General features: G+C 65.7%; 12 protein-coding genes. 6 read left to right on the plus strand and 6 right to left on the minus strand.

The window, feature by feature from the left end; genetic code table 11:
* The first annotated feature begins 81 nt into the window (after positions 1 to 81).
* The 3 genes from K0O62_RS21925 (at position 82) to K0O62_RS21935 (ending at position 6,710) form a co-directional block, all read left to right on the plus strand.
* Positions 82 to 627, plus strand: a complete 546-nt coding sequence (locus K0O62_RS21925) for a PadR family transcriptional regulator (protein WP_073858824.1) — start codon at positions 82 to 84, stop codon at positions 625 to 627.
* Positions 624 to 2,642, plus strand: coding sequence for an NADPH-dependent 2,4-dienoyl-CoA reductase (locus tag K0O62_RS21930; protein ID WP_073858823.1), 2,019 nt, complete (start codon positions 624 to 626; stop codon positions 2,640 to 2,642). Before K0O62_RS21925 ends, K0O62_RS21930 begins: the two co-directional genes overlap by 4 nt.
* Before the next feature lie 393 nt (positions 2,643 to 3,035).
* The gene (locus tag K0O62_RS21935; RefSeq protein WP_079244379.1) at positions 3,036 to 6,710 is read left to right on the plus strand and encodes a M4 family metallopeptidase; all 3,675 of its coding nucleotides are present in this window, start codon (positions 3,036 to 3,038) and stop codon (positions 6,708 to 6,710) included.
* A gap of 50 nt (positions 6,711 to 6,760) precedes the next feature.
* On the opposite strand, the gene K0O62_RS21940 is transcribed toward K0O62_RS21935, so the two are convergent.
* From K0O62_RS21940 to K0O62_RS21950, 3 genes are all read right to left on the minus strand, one after another.
* Positions 6,761 to 7,309 (minus strand): YceI family protein, encoded by a 549-nt coding sequence (locus K0O62_RS21940; RefSeq protein WP_073858821.1) that lies wholly within the window; start codon positions 7,307 to 7,309, stop codon positions 6,761 to 6,763.
* An 85-nt stretch (positions 7,310 to 7,394) separates the two neighbouring features.
* Positions 7,395 to 7,862: a DUF2231 domain-containing protein gene (locus K0O62_RS21945; RefSeq protein WP_073858820.1), complete on the minus strand. Its 468-nt coding sequence runs from the start codon at positions 7,860 to 7,862 to the stop codon at positions 7,395 to 7,397.
* A gap of 140 nt (positions 7,863 to 8,002) precedes the next feature.
* A complete protein-coding gene (locus K0O62_RS21950; protein WP_073858819.1) occupies positions 8,003 to 10,573 on the minus strand; it encodes a bifunctional FO biosynthesis protein CofGH in 2,571 nt (856 codons plus the stop codon).
* Between the two features lie 189 nt (positions 10,574 to 10,762).
* On the opposite strand from K0O62_RS21950, the gene K0O62_RS21955 reads away from it, so the two are divergent.
* Both K0O62_RS21955 and K0O62_RS21960 read left to right on the plus strand, forming a co-directional pair.
* Positions 10,763 to 11,878: a hypothetical protein gene (locus K0O62_RS21955; protein ID WP_073858818.1), complete on the plus strand. Its 1,116-nt coding sequence runs from the start codon at positions 10,763 to 10,765 to the stop codon at positions 11,876 to 11,878.
* Between the two features lie 83 nt (positions 11,879 to 11,961).
* A complete protein-coding gene (locus K0O62_RS21960; protein WP_131817457.1) occupies positions 11,962 to 13,062 on the plus strand; it encodes a hypothetical protein in 1,101 nt (366 codons plus the stop codon).
* On the opposite strand, the gene K0O62_RS21965 is transcribed toward K0O62_RS21960, so the two are convergent.
* A complete protein-coding gene (locus K0O62_RS21965) occupies positions 13,051 to 13,491 on the minus strand; it encodes a hypothetical protein (protein ID WP_073858816.1) in 441 nt (146 codons plus the stop codon). The genes K0O62_RS21960 and K0O62_RS21965 overlap by 12 nt on opposite strands.
* A 79-nt stretch (positions 13,492 to 13,570) precedes the next feature.
* Positions 13,571 to 14,422, minus strand: coding sequence for an N-acetyl-1-D-myo-inositol-2-amino-2-deoxy-alpha-D-glucopyranoside deacetylase (gene mshB, locus K0O62_RS21970; RefSeq protein WP_073858815.1), 852 nt, complete (start codon positions 14,420 to 14,422; stop codon positions 13,571 to 13,573).
* Between the two features lie 195 nt (positions 14,423 to 14,617).
* Between mshB and K0O62_RS21975 the strand changes: the two genes are divergently transcribed.
* Entirely contained in the window at positions 14,618 to 16,084 is a 1,467-nt protein-coding gene (locus K0O62_RS21975; protein ID WP_220045470.1) for a hypothetical protein, read from the plus strand.
* Positions 16,085 to 16,142: 58 nt separating this feature from the next.
* On the opposite strand, the gene K0O62_RS21980 is transcribed toward K0O62_RS21975, so the two are convergent.
* Positions 16,143 to 18,038 carry an ABC transporter family substrate-binding protein gene (locus tag K0O62_RS21980; RefSeq protein ID WP_073858813.1) on the minus strand — a complete coding sequence of 632 codons (1,896 nt, stop codon included), beginning with the start codon at positions 18,036 to 18,038 and terminating at the stop codon, positions 16,143 to 16,145.
* Positions 18,039 to 18,054: the final 16 nt, after the last annotated feature.

Here is an 18,054-nt window from a genome sequence, read left to right on the forward strand (position 1 = left end):
ACATCTCGCCTAGTGGCACCCGCGCCCGTGTTTCTGTGCAACTTGTTGCATAGGACCAGCGGTACCGCCTAGGCTGCCGACATGGCCCTCCCGCACGCCATCCTGGTGTCGCTGTGCGAGCAGGCGAGCTCGGGTTACGAGCTGGCCCGTCGGTTCGACCGGTCCATCGGGTACTTCTGGTCGGCCACCCACCAGCAGATCTATCGCACGCTGCGGGCGATGGAGAACGACGCACTCGTGCGGGCCGAACTGGTCGAGCAGCGCGGTCGGCCGGACAAGAAGGTGTACTCCGCGACGGCGGCCGGGCGGGCCGAGCTGGCCCGCTGGATCTCCGAACCCCTGTCCGGGCGCGGCAGCACCGTGGCCGACGACCGCACCCGCGACCTGGCGGTCAAGGTCCGCGCCGCCGCCTACGGCGACGTCGACGCCATCCGCGCGCAGGCCGCCGCCCTGCGCGGCGAACGCGCCGCACTCCTGGACACCTACCGCGGTTTCGAAAAACAACAGTTCCCCGACCCTGCCGGCCTGACCGGCTCCGATCTGCACCAGTACCTGGTGCTGCGCGGCGGTATTCGCGCCGAAGAAGGCGCGATCGACTGGCTTTCGGAAGTATTGGAGGTTTTATGAACTATCCAAACCTGTTGTCCCCGTTGGATCTCGGGTTCACCACGCTGCGCAACCGGGTGATCATGGGCTCGATGCACACCGGCCTGGAGGACCGCGCCCGCGACACCGACAAGCTGGCCGCCTACTTCGCCGAGCGGGCCCGCGGCGGGGTCGGCCTGATCATCACCGGCGGGTATGCACCCAACCGGACCGGGTGGTTGTTGCCGTTCGCCGCCGAGATGCGCTCCGCCTCCGATGCCCGCCGTCATCGCCGGATCACCGCGGCCGTGCACGACGAGGGCGCCAAGATCGCGCTGCAGATCCTGCACGCCGGGCGTTACGCGTACCACCCGCTGTCGGTCAGTGCGTCCTCGATCAAGGCGCCCATCAACCCGTTTCGGCCCCGTGCGTTACGCGATGTCTACGCAACGATCGGCGATTTCGTGCGCGCAGCGCTGCTGGCCCGCGACGCCGGGTACGACGGCGTGGAGATCATGGGCAGCGAGGGATACCTGCTGAATCAGTTCCTGGCGCCGCGAACGAACAGGCGCCGTGACGAGTGGGGCGGCAGCCCGGTGAAGCGCCGGCGTTTCCCGGTCGAGATCGTGCGCCGGGTGCGCGAGGCCGTCGGCGCCGACTTCATCATCGTCTACCGGGTCTCGTTGGCCGACTACGTCGAGGACGGCCAGACCTGGGACGAAATCGTCGCGCTGGCAACCGAGATCGAGGCGGCCGGGGCCACCATCCTGAACACCGGGATCGGCTGGCATGAGGCGCGGGTGCCCACCATCGTCACCTCGGTGCCCAGCGGGGCGTTTGTCGGGACCAGCAGTGCGCTGGCCGAGCACGTCGGGATCCCGGTGGTCGCCTCCAACCGGATCAACATGCCGGAGGCGGCCGAACAGATCCTGACCGACACGCACGTGCAACTGATTTCGATGGCACGGCCGCTGCTGAGCGACCCGGACTGGGTCCGCAAGGCCGCCGCGGACACCGCCGATCAGATCAACACCTGCATCGCCTGCAACCAGGCCTGTCTGGATCACGCGTTCGCGCACAAGACCGTGTCGTGTCTGGTGAACCCTCGGGCCGGGCATGAGACCACCCTGGTGCTGGGGCCGACCCGGCTGGCCCGGTCGGTGGCGGTGGTGGGTGCCGGGCCGGCCGGATTGTCGGCGGCGGTGACGGCAGCCCAGCGCGGGCACCGCGTCACCTTATTCGAGGCCGGGTCGTCGATCGGCGGTCAATTCGACCTGGCCAGAAGGGTTCCCGGCAAAGAAGAGTTCAACGAGACGGTGCGCTACTACGCCCGGATGCTGGACGCGCACGGCGTCGAGGTGCGGTTGGGGGTCCGCGCGTCGGCGGACGCGCTGGCCGGCTTCGACGAGGTCGTGCTCGCCACCGGGGTGAAGCCGCGCATTCCGGACATTCCCGGCATCGAGCATCCGATGGTGCTGTCCTATGCCGAGGTGCTGGCGGGCGCGCCGGTCGGGGACTCGGTGGCGGTCATCGGCGCCGGCGGGATCGGGTTCGACGTCGGCGAGTTCCTGGTCACCGACGCCTCCCCCACCCTGAACCGCAAGGAGTGGCAGGCCGAGTGGGGTGCCCTGGATCCGCAGGATGCCCCCTCGGTGCGCGGTGCGCTGGCGACGCCGCTGCCGCTGCCGCCGGCGCGGGAGGTGTTCCTGCTGCAGCGATCCAAGGGCCCTCAGGGCCGCGGGCTGGGCAAGACATCCGGCTGGGTGCACCGGGCGTCGCTGAAAGCCAAAGGCGTGCAGCAACTGTCCGGGGTGAACTATGAGCGCATCGACGACGACGGCCTGCACATCAGCTTCGGCTCCGGCCACTCCGGGGCGCGGGTGCTGGCGGTGGACAACGTCGTGGTGTGCGCCGGCCAAGAATCCGTGCGCGATCTGGAGGACGCCCTGCGCTCGCGTGGTATCGAGCCCCACGTGATCGGCGGGGCGGCGGTGGCCGCCGAACTCGATGCCAAGCGGGCGATCCGGCAGGGCACCGAGCTCGCGGCCCGGCTGTAGTTCACGCCTGCTACGTCTTGCGCGAGCGGGTAAGCACACGATCGCATGCAGCAAATTTCTCAGCGCTCGCCGCAATGCCCTCTATTGAACCGTCCGGTGCACCATGCCCGCGATACTGGTTCCTGATACCCGCACGTGCCACAAGGATTCGCCCGCCCGCCGCAGTCGAGGCAATCTGCCGCCGTAGATCCGCTGATCATCGCTGGTCAACGTGCACAATACCCCGTTCGGCTGACACTGCGTGTCAGGCAAGAGGAGTCATTTGCAGAGGTCTGAGCACAAAGCCCATGAGATACACACGAGCTTATTGACGCTAGCTGCTAATTTCACCGCATTCACGGCCTCGGCCGGCAGCTCCCCTTCGCTTTGGCGACCTTCAGCAAAGGACATGTCATGTCTGCCCCTAGTCCGCGCAAGTCTCATCGGTCGAAGGGCCGCCACCGCAAACAGCAGCAACTTCACGAAGACATCGCTGGGTGGCTTCGCATTGGAGCAGCCACCGTCGGGATCGGCGCGGCGTTCACACTCGGCAGTGGCGTTGCCATCGCTGATTCCAGTACCAGCGGCGACGGCGACTCCTCAAGTTCGGCTTCCGGTAGTGACACCACCGATAAGGGAACTTCGGACTCTGCGGGGTCAGGTGGCACTGATTCGGATCCGGATACCTCTACGAATAGTGACCCGGCCGGGCCGGATGCAGAAGACGAGGACGACCCCTTCGCCGGCAGTACGCCCGTCGACAGCGAGAATACATTTCCTGACGACGATGCCAGCGACGAGACCCTGACGGACGTTGGCACCCAGAATGAGAACGCGGCGGGGCTCACGACACGTAAGACCGGCCTGGAGTCCAAGTGGTCAAGGCGTTCCAGCACACGCGCCATCGATCCGGAAGCTCTCCGCGCAACATCGACTGATGTCAGCAGCGATGTAGAGCAGCAGAATTCGACCAGTCCCAGCGGATCTGACTCAAGCGAGGCCTCTAGCGAAGAATCTCCACAAGCCACGGTGGCAGCAGCACGGGCGGGCACACCGCTAGCCCTCACTAACGCCGCACATGCGAACGCGCCGGGCCTGACCACCGCTGTAGCGAGACCCGCGGTGACAGTTAAGAGCATCTTCGTCGATGTACTGACCTGGATCGGGCTAGGTCCGATCGCCAAGTACGTACCGCTCCCCGCCCTGCCTCTTCCAAACTTCGTCGAAGCGATTTGGATCGGTGTACGGGAGTTCAACCAGCGCTTCAATAATCAGCAGCCGAAGGCGCGGCCCACCATTACAGGGCAGGGAACCGACGGGACGATCACTGGCAATCTCAACGCTGTCGACTTCGACGGCGATACGCTGACGTTCACGGCGGGCGTCGCGAAAAACGGTGGCATGGTCCACGTTGCACCCGATGGGAGCTTCACGTACACCCCAAGCCCAGAGCTGGCGGCGACCGGCGGTGTCGATACCTTCAGGGTCCAGATCAGCGATTCGGTTGGTAACCCATGGCATATGCACGGGTTACTTGGGGCCCTCGGACTCTTGGGGCCGATCACCAAGAAGGTGACCGTGAGAGTGGATAAGGTCACGGGCCCCGTTGACCATTCGCCCGAGGCCCTCGATCCGCCGTACACAATTACCGGTACTGGCTTAGATGGTTCCGTCTACGGCCAAGTCAACGTGAGAGACGCCGATACCGACACCGGCACACTGATATTCGGCCTAGCCGTACCAGTCGATTCCGCAGTGGGAATCGCGATCGTAGGCAGCAATGGAGCATGGACCTTTACTCCAACGCCGCAGGCGCGGTACCACGCATCATTGTCAACCGAGGTCGACATCGTCGATTTCGCGGTCAGAGTTTCCGATGGTACTAGCATCATCACAATCCCTGTGACTGTTCAGATCTCGCCGTTGAGTCCCGACAATGATGGCACTCTCGACCCTGCCGAACTCGAAGACCTCGTAGCAAGCGGACTCGTCGCAGTCATCGAGAACGAGAACGGCACCCTACGAGTGATCGACGGCCGGTTCTCCGATAATGTCGTGCACAGCACGTCCGATGCCGCCGAAGTACTCAACCAGATTTCGGGGTTGCTAGGGGCTAGCCCTGGGTTTGCGTCATCGACCAGTATTGACACTCAAACCGTCACTCAAACGACGGATACAGGCGAAGTTATAGAAACCTTCTATCGCCTGAACCCAGTAATCGATGGAATAGCGGTCTTAGGCAGCCAAGTAGTGCTGTCAACCGACGGTAGTGGCCGAGTCACCGGTGTTATCAGCGGTTACAATCCGGGTCTCGCTCACACCAATACGGTGCCCGACGGAGCAGTCGATGCGGACGCCGCTGTCCGAGCAGCTACCGAAGCCCTACTCCTAGAACTATCCGAACTACTCGACGGATCAGGCACCTCGAGCTTTCTTCAGTCGCTGAGCGTCACACCGGAATTGATTATCTACGCGGCAGACTCTGAAACGCCGCCCCGATTGGCTTGGCAAGTGGTCGTATACACCGCCCCTGCATCCGCGGACGATGAGCTCGGCCAAGAACTTCGCCCCTACATCAGTGCGGTCCTATTCGTTGCTGCCGACGGAAGCGACGCAGGATCTGCATTCGCGAGCCTATCGAGTACCTCCTACGCGTGGACGCCAGATCAAGCAACCTTGCAGGACTTGAATGGCAGGACGCGCACAATCAATGTTGAGCGGGACGGTCTCACCTACCGCCTGCACGATAGTCTTCGCGGGATCTGGACCTATAGCGTCCCGACGAACATAATCACCGGCGTCGGCTCGGCTTCTTACCCGGGCCCGGTAGTTACTAAAAACTGGTACGACCTGGGTTGGAATACTGCAGCCACGACCGCACAGGCGAATGTCGGGGCAGTGTACGACTATTACAGATTAGTTCTTTCCAGGAATTCATATGACAATATGGGCTCCGTTATGAAGATAAATATGAATTTCAATAACGGGAATTGGGAAAAAATACTCGGGGTAGCGATTCCTTCTAAGCAGAACAACGCCGCATGGGACAACGTTGTAAAGCAATTATTCTTCTATGATGGCGTCGAAATGGAACGAGCACTGGACGTGGTTGCGCACGAATTCACGCATGCCGTCTACCAGTCGATCGTCTACAGCGGCAAGTGGGCCGAGAAATCGACTCAAGCTGCGGCGCTAAACGAGGCTTACGCCGATATTATCGGTAGCCTGATCGAGAACAAGAATGGTGACGATCGCTGGATAATCGGCGAAGACATGCGCCTAGATCCCGAATTCAGCAGACTAAATGCCGACTCGGGCGGAAAATTAGAAGCAGCCATCAGGGATATGCGCAATGAGCCACGCAGCGACCTAAGCAACGACTCCACCGACGAACACGCACTGGCCCAGAAATTCAGCCATGCCGCTTACGAAATGATGGCCCAACTAGGTGGACAGGTACCCAAGGATAAATGGTCTCAGATTTTTTATAACTCACTCTATCGGCTACCCACAAATCCCTCCTTTCTGGATGCTCGCGCAGCCGTTATCGGAACGGCCAAAGCGTACAACCTGAGCTCTACTCAAATTAATGTCATCAAGGCCGCCTTTGACAGCGTGGGCATCTCGGATCCAAGCTTTGTCCGGATCGTGTTGCATTGGGGCGCAACTCCCGCTGATCTCGATTCACACCTCACCGGACCAACCACGAACGGCGGCTCGTTCCACGTGTACTACGCAAGTCGGACGTACACGCCATCGGGGACTTCAAAGGCCGCCGCTGAGCTCGACTACGACGACACCTCCTCCTTCGGCCCTGAAACAACCACAATCCGCATCCTGACGCCGGGTGACTATTACTTCTACGTCCACGATTTCTCAAACGGCTCGTCAGATAGCTCTCGGGGCATGGCCTTGTCGGGCGCCAACATCCGCGTGTACAACAGCACCGGGTCCATTAGTCAACGATTCGACATCTCACCGACTAGCTCCGGAACATATTGGACAGCGTTTAAGTTGACGATACGGGCGGACCGGTCAGTTTCAATCACGCCGATTAACCAGTACGGCACGTCTCCAATGCTTCTCTAAGCGCGTTCCGGACCAGCTAGCAACCCAAACGGGTTGCTAGCCGGGCTCGCTCACGCCTGCTTGAGCGCCTCGATCTCCAGTGTGACGGTGACCTTGTCGCCGACCACGGCACCACCGGTCTCCAGCGGCGCATCGAAGTTGATGCCGAAGTCCTTGCGGTTCAACACCACCGTGGCCTCGAAGCCGGCGACCTCGCCGTGGCCCATGCCCGGGTTCACACCGTTGAACTCCAGCTTGAGTGAGACCGGCTTGGTGACACCGTGGAGGGTGAAGTCGCCGTCGAGCACGTAGTCGTCGCCGTCGGCACGTACCGCGGTGGAGACGAAGGACGCGGTCGGGAACTGTTCGGCGTCGAAGAAGTCGGCGGCCTTGAGGTGCGCATCCCGCTGCTCGTTGCGGGTGTTGACCGAGGCGATGTCGATGGTCGCGCTCACCGACGGCGTGCCGTCCTCGGCGACGGTGACCGCGCCGGAGAAGGTGTCGAACGTGCCGCGGACCTTGCTCACCATGAGGTGGCGGACCGAAAAGTTGACCGAGGAATGGATCGGGTCGATGGCCCAGGTGCCGGCGGTCAGGTCGGTGGCTACTGCAGCGGTCATGGTGTCTCCTTGCTCGGCGGGACCGGCCGTCCCGGCCCCCTCGCAAGGACTAAACGGACCACAGTCCGATTTAATTCCCGGCCGCTCAGCCCGCGGCGATGATGCCCCACTTCGCTTCGGCGCCCGTATGACCGATGAGCGCCACGCCGACCACCGCCGACACACCGACGAGCACCGCCAGGATGGCCACCGCGACGTTGAGCGCCGTCCGCTTCGCGGGCTTGCGCGTCTCCAGCCAGTGCTGCACCGCCAAGGCCACGGACACCAGCAGCAAGCCCACCGCGAAGTAGATCATCCACTCGCCGCGCGCCGCATGCAGTTGCAGGATCGGCCGGTGTTCCGACTCCCGGCCGTAGAGCCACTCACCCGCGGACACGGTCAGCGGCGTCAACGCGAGGATGCCCACCGCCAATGCCAGCACCAGCCACACGAACCTCCGACGCGCCGCGGGCCACAGTGCGCACAGCACCTGCAGTGCCGCCGTGAGCGGTACCAGGACGACAAGCCCATGCACGAGTAGGACGTGGGCAGGCAGGCCGAAGATCGTGGTCATGGGGCTCCCGGGCTCGGCGACAACTCACGATACCTACTGCGCGCCCCCGGAGATGAATTGAAATACAAATCGGCGCAACGAAATTAGCGCTTCAGCGGTTAGGAAAGCCTAGGCTTTCTGCCGGTGCTCGCGGGAAGCTGTCACGCCGCCAACGGTGTGTACGTGGTGGTGCGCTGCCGGGCGGGACGCCCGATCCCCTCGGCGATCGCCACGAGTTCCTCGACCGACTTCGACGAGCCGTTCTCCGAACCGGCCATCCGGGAGATGGTCTCCTCCATCAGCGTGCCGCCCAGGTCGTTGGCGCCACCCTGCAGCATCACCTGGGTGCGTTCGATACCCAGCTTCACCCACGAGGTCTGGATGCTGGGGATCCTGCCGTGCAGCATGATTCGCGCCAGCGCGTGCACCGCACGGTTGTCTCGGTGCGTCGGGCCCGGGCGGGCCCCGCCGGCCAGATACAGCGGGCTGGACTGGTGCACGAACGGCAGCGGCACGAACTCGGTGAAACCGCCGGTGCGGTCCTGGATTCCGCGTAACACGTTGAGGTGCCCCACCCAGTGCTTCGGGGTGTCGACATGCCCGTACATCATCGTCGACGAGGAACGCAGCCCCACCTCGTGCGCGGTGGTGATCACGTCGATCCACTCCGAGGTGGGCAGCTTGCCCTTGGTGAGCACCCAGCGCACCTCGTCGTCGAGGATCTCCGCGGCGGTACCGGGGATCGACCCGAGCCCGGCCTCCCGCAACGCCGTCAACCACTCCCGCACCGAGATCCCACTGCGGGTCACGCCGTTGGCGATCTCCATCGGCGAGAAGGCATGCACATGCATCGACGGCACCCGCGCCTTGACCGCGCGCACCAGGTCGGCGTACCCGGTGACCGGCAGTTCCGGGTCGATACCGCCCTGCATGCAGACCTCGGTGGCGCCGGCGACGTGTGCCTCCCAGGCCCGGTCGGCGACCTCGTCGGTCGACAGCGAGTACGCATCGGCGTCGCCCTTGCGCTGCGCGAACGCGCAGAACCGGCAGCCGGTGTAGCAGATGTTGGTGAAGTTGATGTTGCGGTTGACGACGTAGGTGACATCCTCACCGACAACCTCGCGGCGCAGTGAATCCGCCAGTGCGGCAACCGCATCCAGGGCCGGACCGTCGGCGGTGGCCAGTGCCAGGTACTCATCGTCGCTGCAGCCGCCGGGATTGCGCTCGGCCGAGCGCAGCGCGGCCAGCACATCGGTGTCGATGCGCTCCGGGGCACGCGCGGCGAGTTCGGACACCTTCTCCCGGATGGACTCCCAGTCACCGAACGCACTGTCCAGGTCGCTGCGGGTCTCGGTGCGCCGGCCCTCGGAATCGATCGCGGAGTGCAGATCGGTGCGCCCCAGAGACTCCGAGGCTTCGTCGGGTTCCTGCCACGGCCGGCCCGCCGGGTTCACGTCCAGGGCCAGCCCGGTCTCGGGATCGGCCAGGGCGTCCACATGTCCGCGCACCCGCGGATCGATCCAGGCCGCACCGGCCTGCACGTACTGCGGTTGCGCGGTGAGGCGCTGCACCAGGTCGTAGCCCGCGTCGGCGGTGATCGAGGCCAGGTCGTCGAGGTTGGGCCACGGCCGCTCCGGGTTGACGTGATCGGGCGTCAGCGGCGACACCCCACCCCAGTCGTCCACCCCGGCGCCGATCAGCGCCAGGCATTCCTCGCGGGACACCAGGTTCGGCGGCGCCTGGATCCGCATCTTCGGGCCCAGCACCAGGCGGGTCACCGCGACGGTGGCCAGGAAGTCGTCGATACCGGCGTCGGGCACCGTGGCCATCGCGGTGTTGTCCTTGGCCCGGAAGTTCTGCACGATGACTTCCTGCACGTGCCCGAACGCCTTGTGCGATTTGCGGATCGCATGCATGGTCTCGGCCCGCTCGGTCAGCGTCTCGCCGATGCCCACCAACAGTCCGGTGGTGAACGGGACCGAGAGTCTGCCGGCGTCATCCAACGTGCGCAGCCGCACCGCGGGATCCTTGTCCGGGCTGCCGTAGTGAGCCAGACCGCGCGTCTCGAACAGCCGCCGCGAGGTCGTCTCCAGCATCATGCCCATCGACGGCGCAACGGGTTTCAGCCGGGACAGCTCGGTCCAACTCATCACGCCGGGGTTGAGGTGCGGCAGCAGACCGGTCTCTTCGAGCACCCGGATGGCCATCGCGCGGACATAGTCCAGCGTGGAGTCATAGCCGCGTTCGTCGAGCCACTGTTTGGCCTCGTCCCAGCGCGCCTCCGGGCGGTCGCCCAGGGTGAAAAGCGCTTCCTTGCATCCGAGCTCAGCGCCCCGGCGGGCCACGTCGAGGATCTCGTCGGGCTCCATGAACATGCCCTTGCCCTCGGCGCGCAGCTTGCCGGGCACCGTCACGAAGGTGCAGTAATGGCATTTGTCGCGGCACAGATGCGTCACCGGGATGAAGACCTTGCGCGAATAGCTGACCGGCAGCCGGCCGGTGGCGCCGCGGCGTCCGGCCGACTCCAGCCCGGCATCCCGAACCCGGGCCGCGCTGGCGCACAGATCGGCGAGGTCCTCGCCACGGGCGGTCATCGCGATCGCCGCTTCATCCACGTTGAGAGCCACCCCGTCGCGGGCGCGACGCAGTACACGCCGTAGCGCGGATGGACTGGACTTCGGCGGGACCACCGGGCTGGGCAGATCGGAGCCGTGCTGAGGGTTCAGAGCCACTCCCCTGTAACCGCGGCATCGACGCGGATCATCCGCGCGTCTCACTATTTGAAACAGATGCGCCTGGCATAGGGGCCACATTAGCCGCCGCAGGGCGACACCAGTGCGAGCCTCCCGCAGAATGCCGTCCGCAGCCGAAACGCTCACGTAGATTCATGTGCCGTCGGGATCGAGCGGACAGGAGCGAACATGCGGTTCGGCATGCGTCCATATCTGATGGCCGGGGTGGGCATCGTCGCTGCGGGCAGCATCGCCATCCCGCCCTCGGTGGCCCCACCGGGCCACACTGTGCGGCACGAGAGCGTCGCCCTGGCGGCGCACGTCCAGCCGGTGAATCCGCTGTTGCAGCAGGTGCCCGAATACGCGACCGCGCAGGCCGCCGCGGCCTTGCTGCCGCCCGAGGCCCTGACCTCCACAGCAGCGTTGACCGAGACCTTGGACGCAGCCTCGGCGCAGGTGAGCGCGCTGGCGCTGCCCGGCCTGGGCAATGCGATCATCGCCGCCTACGACGTGATCATGCCGTGGGTGGACTGGGCGGTGAACCTCGGCATCTACGCCACCCAGTGGATTCCGATCGTCAACTGGTTCACCCCGCAGATCAGCATCGTCTACTACTCGCTGATCGAACCGATCATCACCAGCGCGGTCTTCAACACCGCCTACTGGGTGGGCGGGGCCATCAGCTTCGGGCAGGGGCTGGCCAACTTCTTCAACGACACCGTCAACGCCGGCATCGGCTTCGTCAACGCCGAGATCGACTGGTTCCTGGGCTTCCTGCCGCCGCTGCCGCCGTTCATCCCACTCGCCGCGCAGGCCACCATGGACATCGTCGGCGCGCGGACCGCCATGCAGGTCGCCGCCCCGACCGCCGTCGGCGAGTCCGACCCCGCGGCAGTCGATACCGACGAGACCGAGTCCGGCGAGCCGGCCGCGCCGCTGCCCGAGGAGACCGAGACGGCCCCGGTCGATGAGGTCGAGGCCGAACCGACCACGCCCGAGGCGCCGGTGGACTCCGAGCCGCAGGACGAGAACGCCTCCGATCTCGAACCCGCGGACGAACTCGACCAGGTCGATGAAGACGTCACCGAAGACATCGACAAGGACTTCGATGACGAGCAGGACTCCGCCGAGGACCTCGCCGACACGTCGGATGACGCCAAGGACGATCTCAAGGCCGACGCCGAAAACGACGCGGAAGACGACCCCAAGAGCGACACCGACAAGGATGCTGAGACGAAGTCCGGCACGGGCTCGGGCAGCCAGACGGACACCAAGTCGGACAGTAAGCCCGGTCCCAGCGAGTGAGCCCAACCAAATGACCGCGGCCCGAACCGATCGGCGCGTAACGTTCCAGGGGCTTACGCACTGACCTGAGAAGGTGCCGCGTCATGAATCATCTACTTCGCCCCTGGGTCTCGCTGGGGGTCGCGGCAACAACTGCCACGGCCATCGCATTCGCACCACCGGTGCCGGATCGTCCGCCGCTGGCCTCGGCACAGAACGTACGGGTGACGTCCCAATCGGTGCGGCTTTCCGCTGCGATTCAGCCGCAGGTCACGGCCGCGGCACTGCCTGATCTGCTCGTCGACTGGGTTGACCGCATCGTCGTTCCGCCGAGCTCCCGTGTGGCCTTCCCGTCGCCGCAGTTCCCGCCGACGGTCGTCGGCAACTCGGTCGGCACGTTCATCGAGAACACCTACAACGCAATCGAACCCTGGGTGCAGTGGGGATTCGAGGTCGCCGCCTACGCGGTGGGCTGGATTCCCTGGGTGGGCTGGCTCTCCCCTCAGATCATGTACTTCTACAACCTCGGTGAACGGATCGTCCGGAGCATCACCTTCAACATCGCCGACTGGATCGACCACGAGGTGTCGTTCGCGCAGGGCCTACGCAACGTCATCGTGGACAGCATCAACTCCTTCATCTACTTCGCGAACGACCAGTTGGCGTTCTGGCTGCCGCCGCTGCCCCCGATCCCGCCGATCGGCGGATCGCTGTCCACCGCGGCCCCGGCCGAGGACGTGAACCTGACCTTGGCCGCGGCCGCCGACACCGAACGGGGCACCGACCCCGAGTCCGCACGCCGAGGCAACGAGGTACTCGAAACGCAGCCTCCCACCGACCACGACACCCTCACGGCACCCGTCGGCACCGAGACGGAAAACGAACCTGACCTCACTGACGGCGAGACCGTCGGTGAGTCTGAACTCGTCGACGACACCGACGCCGACGCCGAACTGTCCGCCGAGGTCGAGCTGGAGACGGAGCCGGAAGCAACCGACGGCCTGGAATCCGCCAAAGACCTCGACGCGGTGGACGACACCAAAGACGCAGACCAGGACGACGAGCACCAGGGTTCCGGCCTGACGTCCGACGACGGCCCCGACGCCGCACCGGAAACGAAGTCCGACACGGGGACCGACACCAAATCCGACCGCAATGCGGACACCAAGTCCGACGCCAAGGCCGGCTCCGGTTCAGACGGCTGAGCCGCGCGCGGCGCGCCGCAGGAGTGCGGCCGCCGGCAGCGCGCCCACCGCGATGAACGGCAGCACCGCGTAGCCCATCACGCCGGCGCCGCCGAACACCAGATCATTGCCCGGCCCGCCGAAGGTCAGCGCGAGCACCGTGGCCAGCCATGTCCACAGCGGCAACGCGGCCACCCGCACCGAGGTCGTCCAATGCAACGCCGCCCACACCAGGGCAGCGTTCACTGCACCGGTGATCAGCATGCTGATGGGAAACGGCACCGAGCCCAGCCGCAGCGGAAGCAGGAACGCCGCAGTCAGAGCGGACAGCACGCCGTCGACGGCGAGCAACGCGAGAACGACGGGCGGCAGCCAGGCCGGACCGTCCGAAGGTTCGGCTGTCAGGTCGGGATGCTGTCGAGCAGGGCGACCAGAGAGCCGACGACCCACTGGAAGTTATCGGCGCGGTCCTGCCAGTGCTGCAGGTTGGGATCCAATTCCGGGTCCATGCGGGGAGCCTACCGCGTAACTACCCCAGATCCAGACCTGCCAGCAGATCCGTCTCCACTCCGTCGGCTCCGCGTTCGCCGGCGGCCAGCACATAGTGCTCGATCCCCCACAGCGGTAACGCGATCTTGTTCGACAACGCCATCGACCGCCCGTCCGGGGCGACCATCACCTGGGTGGCGTGTGCTCGCAACGCGGCCGCCTTGGCCGGCAGCTGCGCCGACGCGTCGATCACCGCATCCACCTGGTCGTCGGGGTAGCCGAAGGTGAAGTCCTCGGCTTTGATCACGACCCAGTCCTCGGGCGGGTCACCGATGTTGCGGAAACCCTCCACGAATCCCGACACCGCCATCACCGTCCAGTAGAACTTCGGCACCGCCCACCCGTGCTGGGCCGACGCGGCCACCGCGGCGGTGGCGACCTCATGGACCCGGATGTGGTCGGGATGCCCGTACCCGCCGTTGGGGTCATACCCGACGACCACATGCGGCCGGAATTCGGTGATGACGGCGACCAACTCTGCGACGGGTTCGTCCAGTGGCGCGTCGACGAACCGCTGCCGGTGCCGCGCGGGCGTGCCCGGCATCCCGGAGTCCCGCCAGCGCCCGGCCCCACCCAGATAATGCGGTTGCCCGGCGCCGAGGGCTGCCAGCGCCCCGGTGAGTTCTATGACGCGGTAGCCGCCCAGCTGGTCGGCTTCGTCGACAGCGAGGCCGGCCCAGCGGTCGCCGATCACCTCGCCCTCTTCGCCCATCGTGCAGGTGACCACCCGCACGTCCGCGCCCATGGCCGCGTAGTGCGCGATGGTCGCGCCGGTGGTCAGGGACTCGTCGTCGGGGTGTGCATGCACGAAGAGCAACCGGGGTGTTTCCACGCCCTCAGGTTTACCCCGGCGAGGCCGGAAGCACGAGGCCACCCTGCGACCTGCGCCTTACGACCCATCGTCTGGCGCGCCAGGAGCAACCCCTATCCGTTGTCAAACACCCGGCATGACGGACAGTGGAATAGTGGAAGTTGTTGTCTGACAACAACACTAGCCGTCACGTTCGGCGCGCTACCACACTCGATCTTGATTTTTCCGGAAACGGGCAAAATTATAACTTGTGTCAATTATGGCAACAGCGCATTACAAAGCGAGTTACTTTCGTCATCGTTAATATTGTTCTGTCCTTGCAAGGGAGACATGATGCAGGTTTCTGTCCGCTCGTACCTGACCGCCGGTGTGGCGTTCGTCGGCGCCGGCGCGATTGCGCTGACGCCGATCCAACCGCTGGAGCGAACCGTCGAACTACGGGCGGCGGTGACCCATTCGGCCAACGTGGCGTTGACCTCGACCCAGAACCCGATCCAGTTGTGGCTGGACGTTCTACAGACCTCCGCCGGCAACGTCGGCGCCTTGGGCCAGGCCGTGCTGGCCGCCCCTGCCCCGGTCCTCGGGCAGGCGATCAAGAACCAGATCGGCTACGGACGCGCAGTATTCGAAGGACTTGAGGCGGGTGCCAACCAAGCGCTGGATGCGCTCAAGACTCTCCCGGCATCTATCCGCGATTCGCTCACGTACTTTGCCGCCGGCAATATCGTGGATGGTGTCCAGTCGCTGCTGAACCCGGTGATGGGGGTCGGCCTGGCCGTGCTGCTGCCGATCGTTCCGATTGTCGAATCCATCAGCGCGATGGCCCAGAATCTGGCCAATATCGTCGGCACGATCGCCAACCCGTCCACCGTCCTGGCATTCGTCCTGTCGATCGGCGGACCGATCCTGTCCGCGGTGAACGCCGTGGTGGAGCAGGCCCAGGATGTGGTCAACGGCCTCAAGACGGGCAACCTCGGCAACGTGATCAAGGCGGTGCTCAACATTCCGGCCGCCGTCGTCGGCGGCATCCTCAACGGCCACGGCAACATCGTCTTCAGTGGCATCCCGTTGCCCGCCGCCGGCCTGCTCACACCGTTCGACAATATTCTGTCGACCGGCATCTTCGGTGCACTCCAGAATCTGCGGGTGGAAATCGGCAACGCGATCAAGCCGCCCGCCCCGGAGTTGATGTCGGTGCTGGTGACCGATTCGGCCCCCGAGGTCGAGGACGCCGGTTCGGCGGACGTGCTCGCGGGTGCCGAATCCGAGGGCACCGACGCAATCGAGGTCGAGGTCGTTTCCGAGGTCACCGAGACCGAGGAACTCTCGACCGAGGACACCGAGACCGAGGCCGTCACCGAAACCGTCGCCCTCGAGGAAGAGTCCTCGGCCGACGACCTGCTCGCCGGTGACGACGAGGAGGTGGCCGAGGACACGCCCAAGTCGATCGCCGACGAGCGTGAAGCCCTGACCGGATCGGACGACGAGGACGAGGACGCCGAGTCCGAGGCCGGTTCCGGATCGACCTCGACCGGCGGTGGCGCAGGTGGTTCGGGCGGTCTGTCCGGCGAAGCGGACGGTGACGCCGATGGTGCCGACACCGACGCCGGCGACTCCGGCGGTGACGCCGGGGGCGATTCGGGTGGCGATTCCGGCTCGTCCGGCGGTGGTTCGTCCGAGTAACCCAGCATGAAAAAGATGGGGCCCGCCGACCGGCGGGCCCCATCTTCGTCTTGCGCTGCTACTTGGGGAGTTTGGCCCATTTCCCGGCGTCACCGACGATTCCGACCGGTACCGCGCCGGTCAGGCTGACCCCGGCCACCCGCGGACCGGCCGCCACGATGGTGGTGTCCTGCAGGATCGGCAGCACCGTCGACAGGTTCCACAGCTTGGGCTCGACGGCCTCGATCACGTCACCGATCTCCTCGGTGCCACGCAGCGCCGCATCGATCCGCGGCTGGATGCTGCGGTCACAGATCCCGGTGAGGTTACTGGGGGCCTGCACCAATTCCCCTGCGCCACCCGGGGGTTGAGGGTCGGCGGCACCGGAGGTGGGCGTGGCGCTCGCCGTCGGCGCGGGCGGCGCCGACGTGACCGTGCTCGACGTCTTCGGCGGCGTGGTGGTGACGGTGACGCTGGGCGCGGGGCTCACGGTGGACACCGGGGTGGCTTCCAGCGCGGGGCAGCCGTACCGGGATGCCAGCGCAGTGGCCAGATCCCCGCCCGCGGCATGCCAGCCGACCACCGCGTCGACCGAATTGTTCACCATCGCTTCGCTGTACAGGATGACCGGGTCCAGCGCCGACACCGACGCGGCGATGCCGACGTTGCGCAGTTGATCGGCCGCGGTGTTGGCCACCGCGATGGAGGTCGGGTCATTGGCCGCCACCCCGAGGACCACCGTGAGCTGTTCACCGTCCTTGACGATCTGGCCGCGGGCCTCGTCCGGTGCGGGACTGCCCGGGGTGCTGGGCTGCGTGGGCGTGATGGGTTCGATCCGGTAGCCGGCGTCGGCGAGCAGATTCAGCGCGGCCTCCCGACTCATCGCCGGCGGCGCGGTGGGCACGTAACCGGGGTCCGAGGGTGAGCGCACCTGCGCCTGCGCCAGCGTCACGGTGTTGTCGGATCCGGCCCCGACGGCGGCCAGCAGGTCCACGTCGAGCAGACCGAACAGCGCCTTGCGGACCCGCAGATCGGCCAGCGCCGGCTGCTGGGCGCGCAGGGTCACCTGCATGACCCGCGGGGTGACGATGCGCGCGGTGCGCACGTCGGGGATCGCCGAGAGCTGCGCGAAGGCCGCCTGCCCGCCGTGCACCTGGGCCACCTGGGTGTCCTCGTTGCGGATCGAATCGGCAAGTGCAGCTGGGGATCCCGCGCGACGGAACAGGATCTGATCCGGCGCGGCGGGCTCGCCCCAGTAGCGGTCGTTGCGGGCCAGCAGGATCTCGTCGCGCTGCGGGTCGATGTTGTCCACCCGGAACTGTCCACCGGTGACCGGTAGCGCCCGGGCCAGGCCGGCGCCGAATCCGCCCGGCACATCTTTGACGATGTGGGCGGGCAGGAGGTCGTTGAACAGTTCCCGCCAGGCCGGGTAGGGCTGGGAGAAGGTCACCACCGCGGTCTTGCCGCCCTCGACCGACTGCACGCCGGTGATCAGGTCGTAACCCGCCGGGTCGACGACACCGGGATGGCTGACCATCTGCCGCCACAGGTACCAGTAGTCGTCGGCGGCGATCGGCGCGTTGTCGGTCCACTGCGCCTCGGGCCGGATCTTGTAGGTGACGGTGAAGGGCTCCTCACCGGTCACCTCCGCCGACACCAGCAGGGTGGGGTCCATCTCCCAGCGCGAACCGGTCGGGGTGTCCGGATCGGCGATCGGACGGAACGAACTCGGCAGCACCAGCGAGGAGATCGCGGCGTTGACCGAGGACTGGTCGGACAGCAGGTGCGGATTGAAGCCGGCGCCGATCGCGTCGATGGCCATGATGACCTGCATGGCCTTCGCCGGGGCCGGCGGCGGCGTCGACACGGTCTCGGTGCTCTGCGGCGCCGGCGGCGGGCTGACGGTGCAGCCCGCCAGAACCAGCGCCGACAGCACGGCCACGGGCACGGTGAAGCGGTGTCGGGCTGTCGGCACGAGGTTCAGGGTATCG

Source organism: Mycolicibacterium diernhoferi (assembly GCF_019456655.1).
GTDB classification, from domain to species: Bacteria; Actinomycetota; Actinomycetes; order Mycobacteriales; family Mycobacteriaceae; genus Mycobacterium; species Mycobacterium diernhoferi.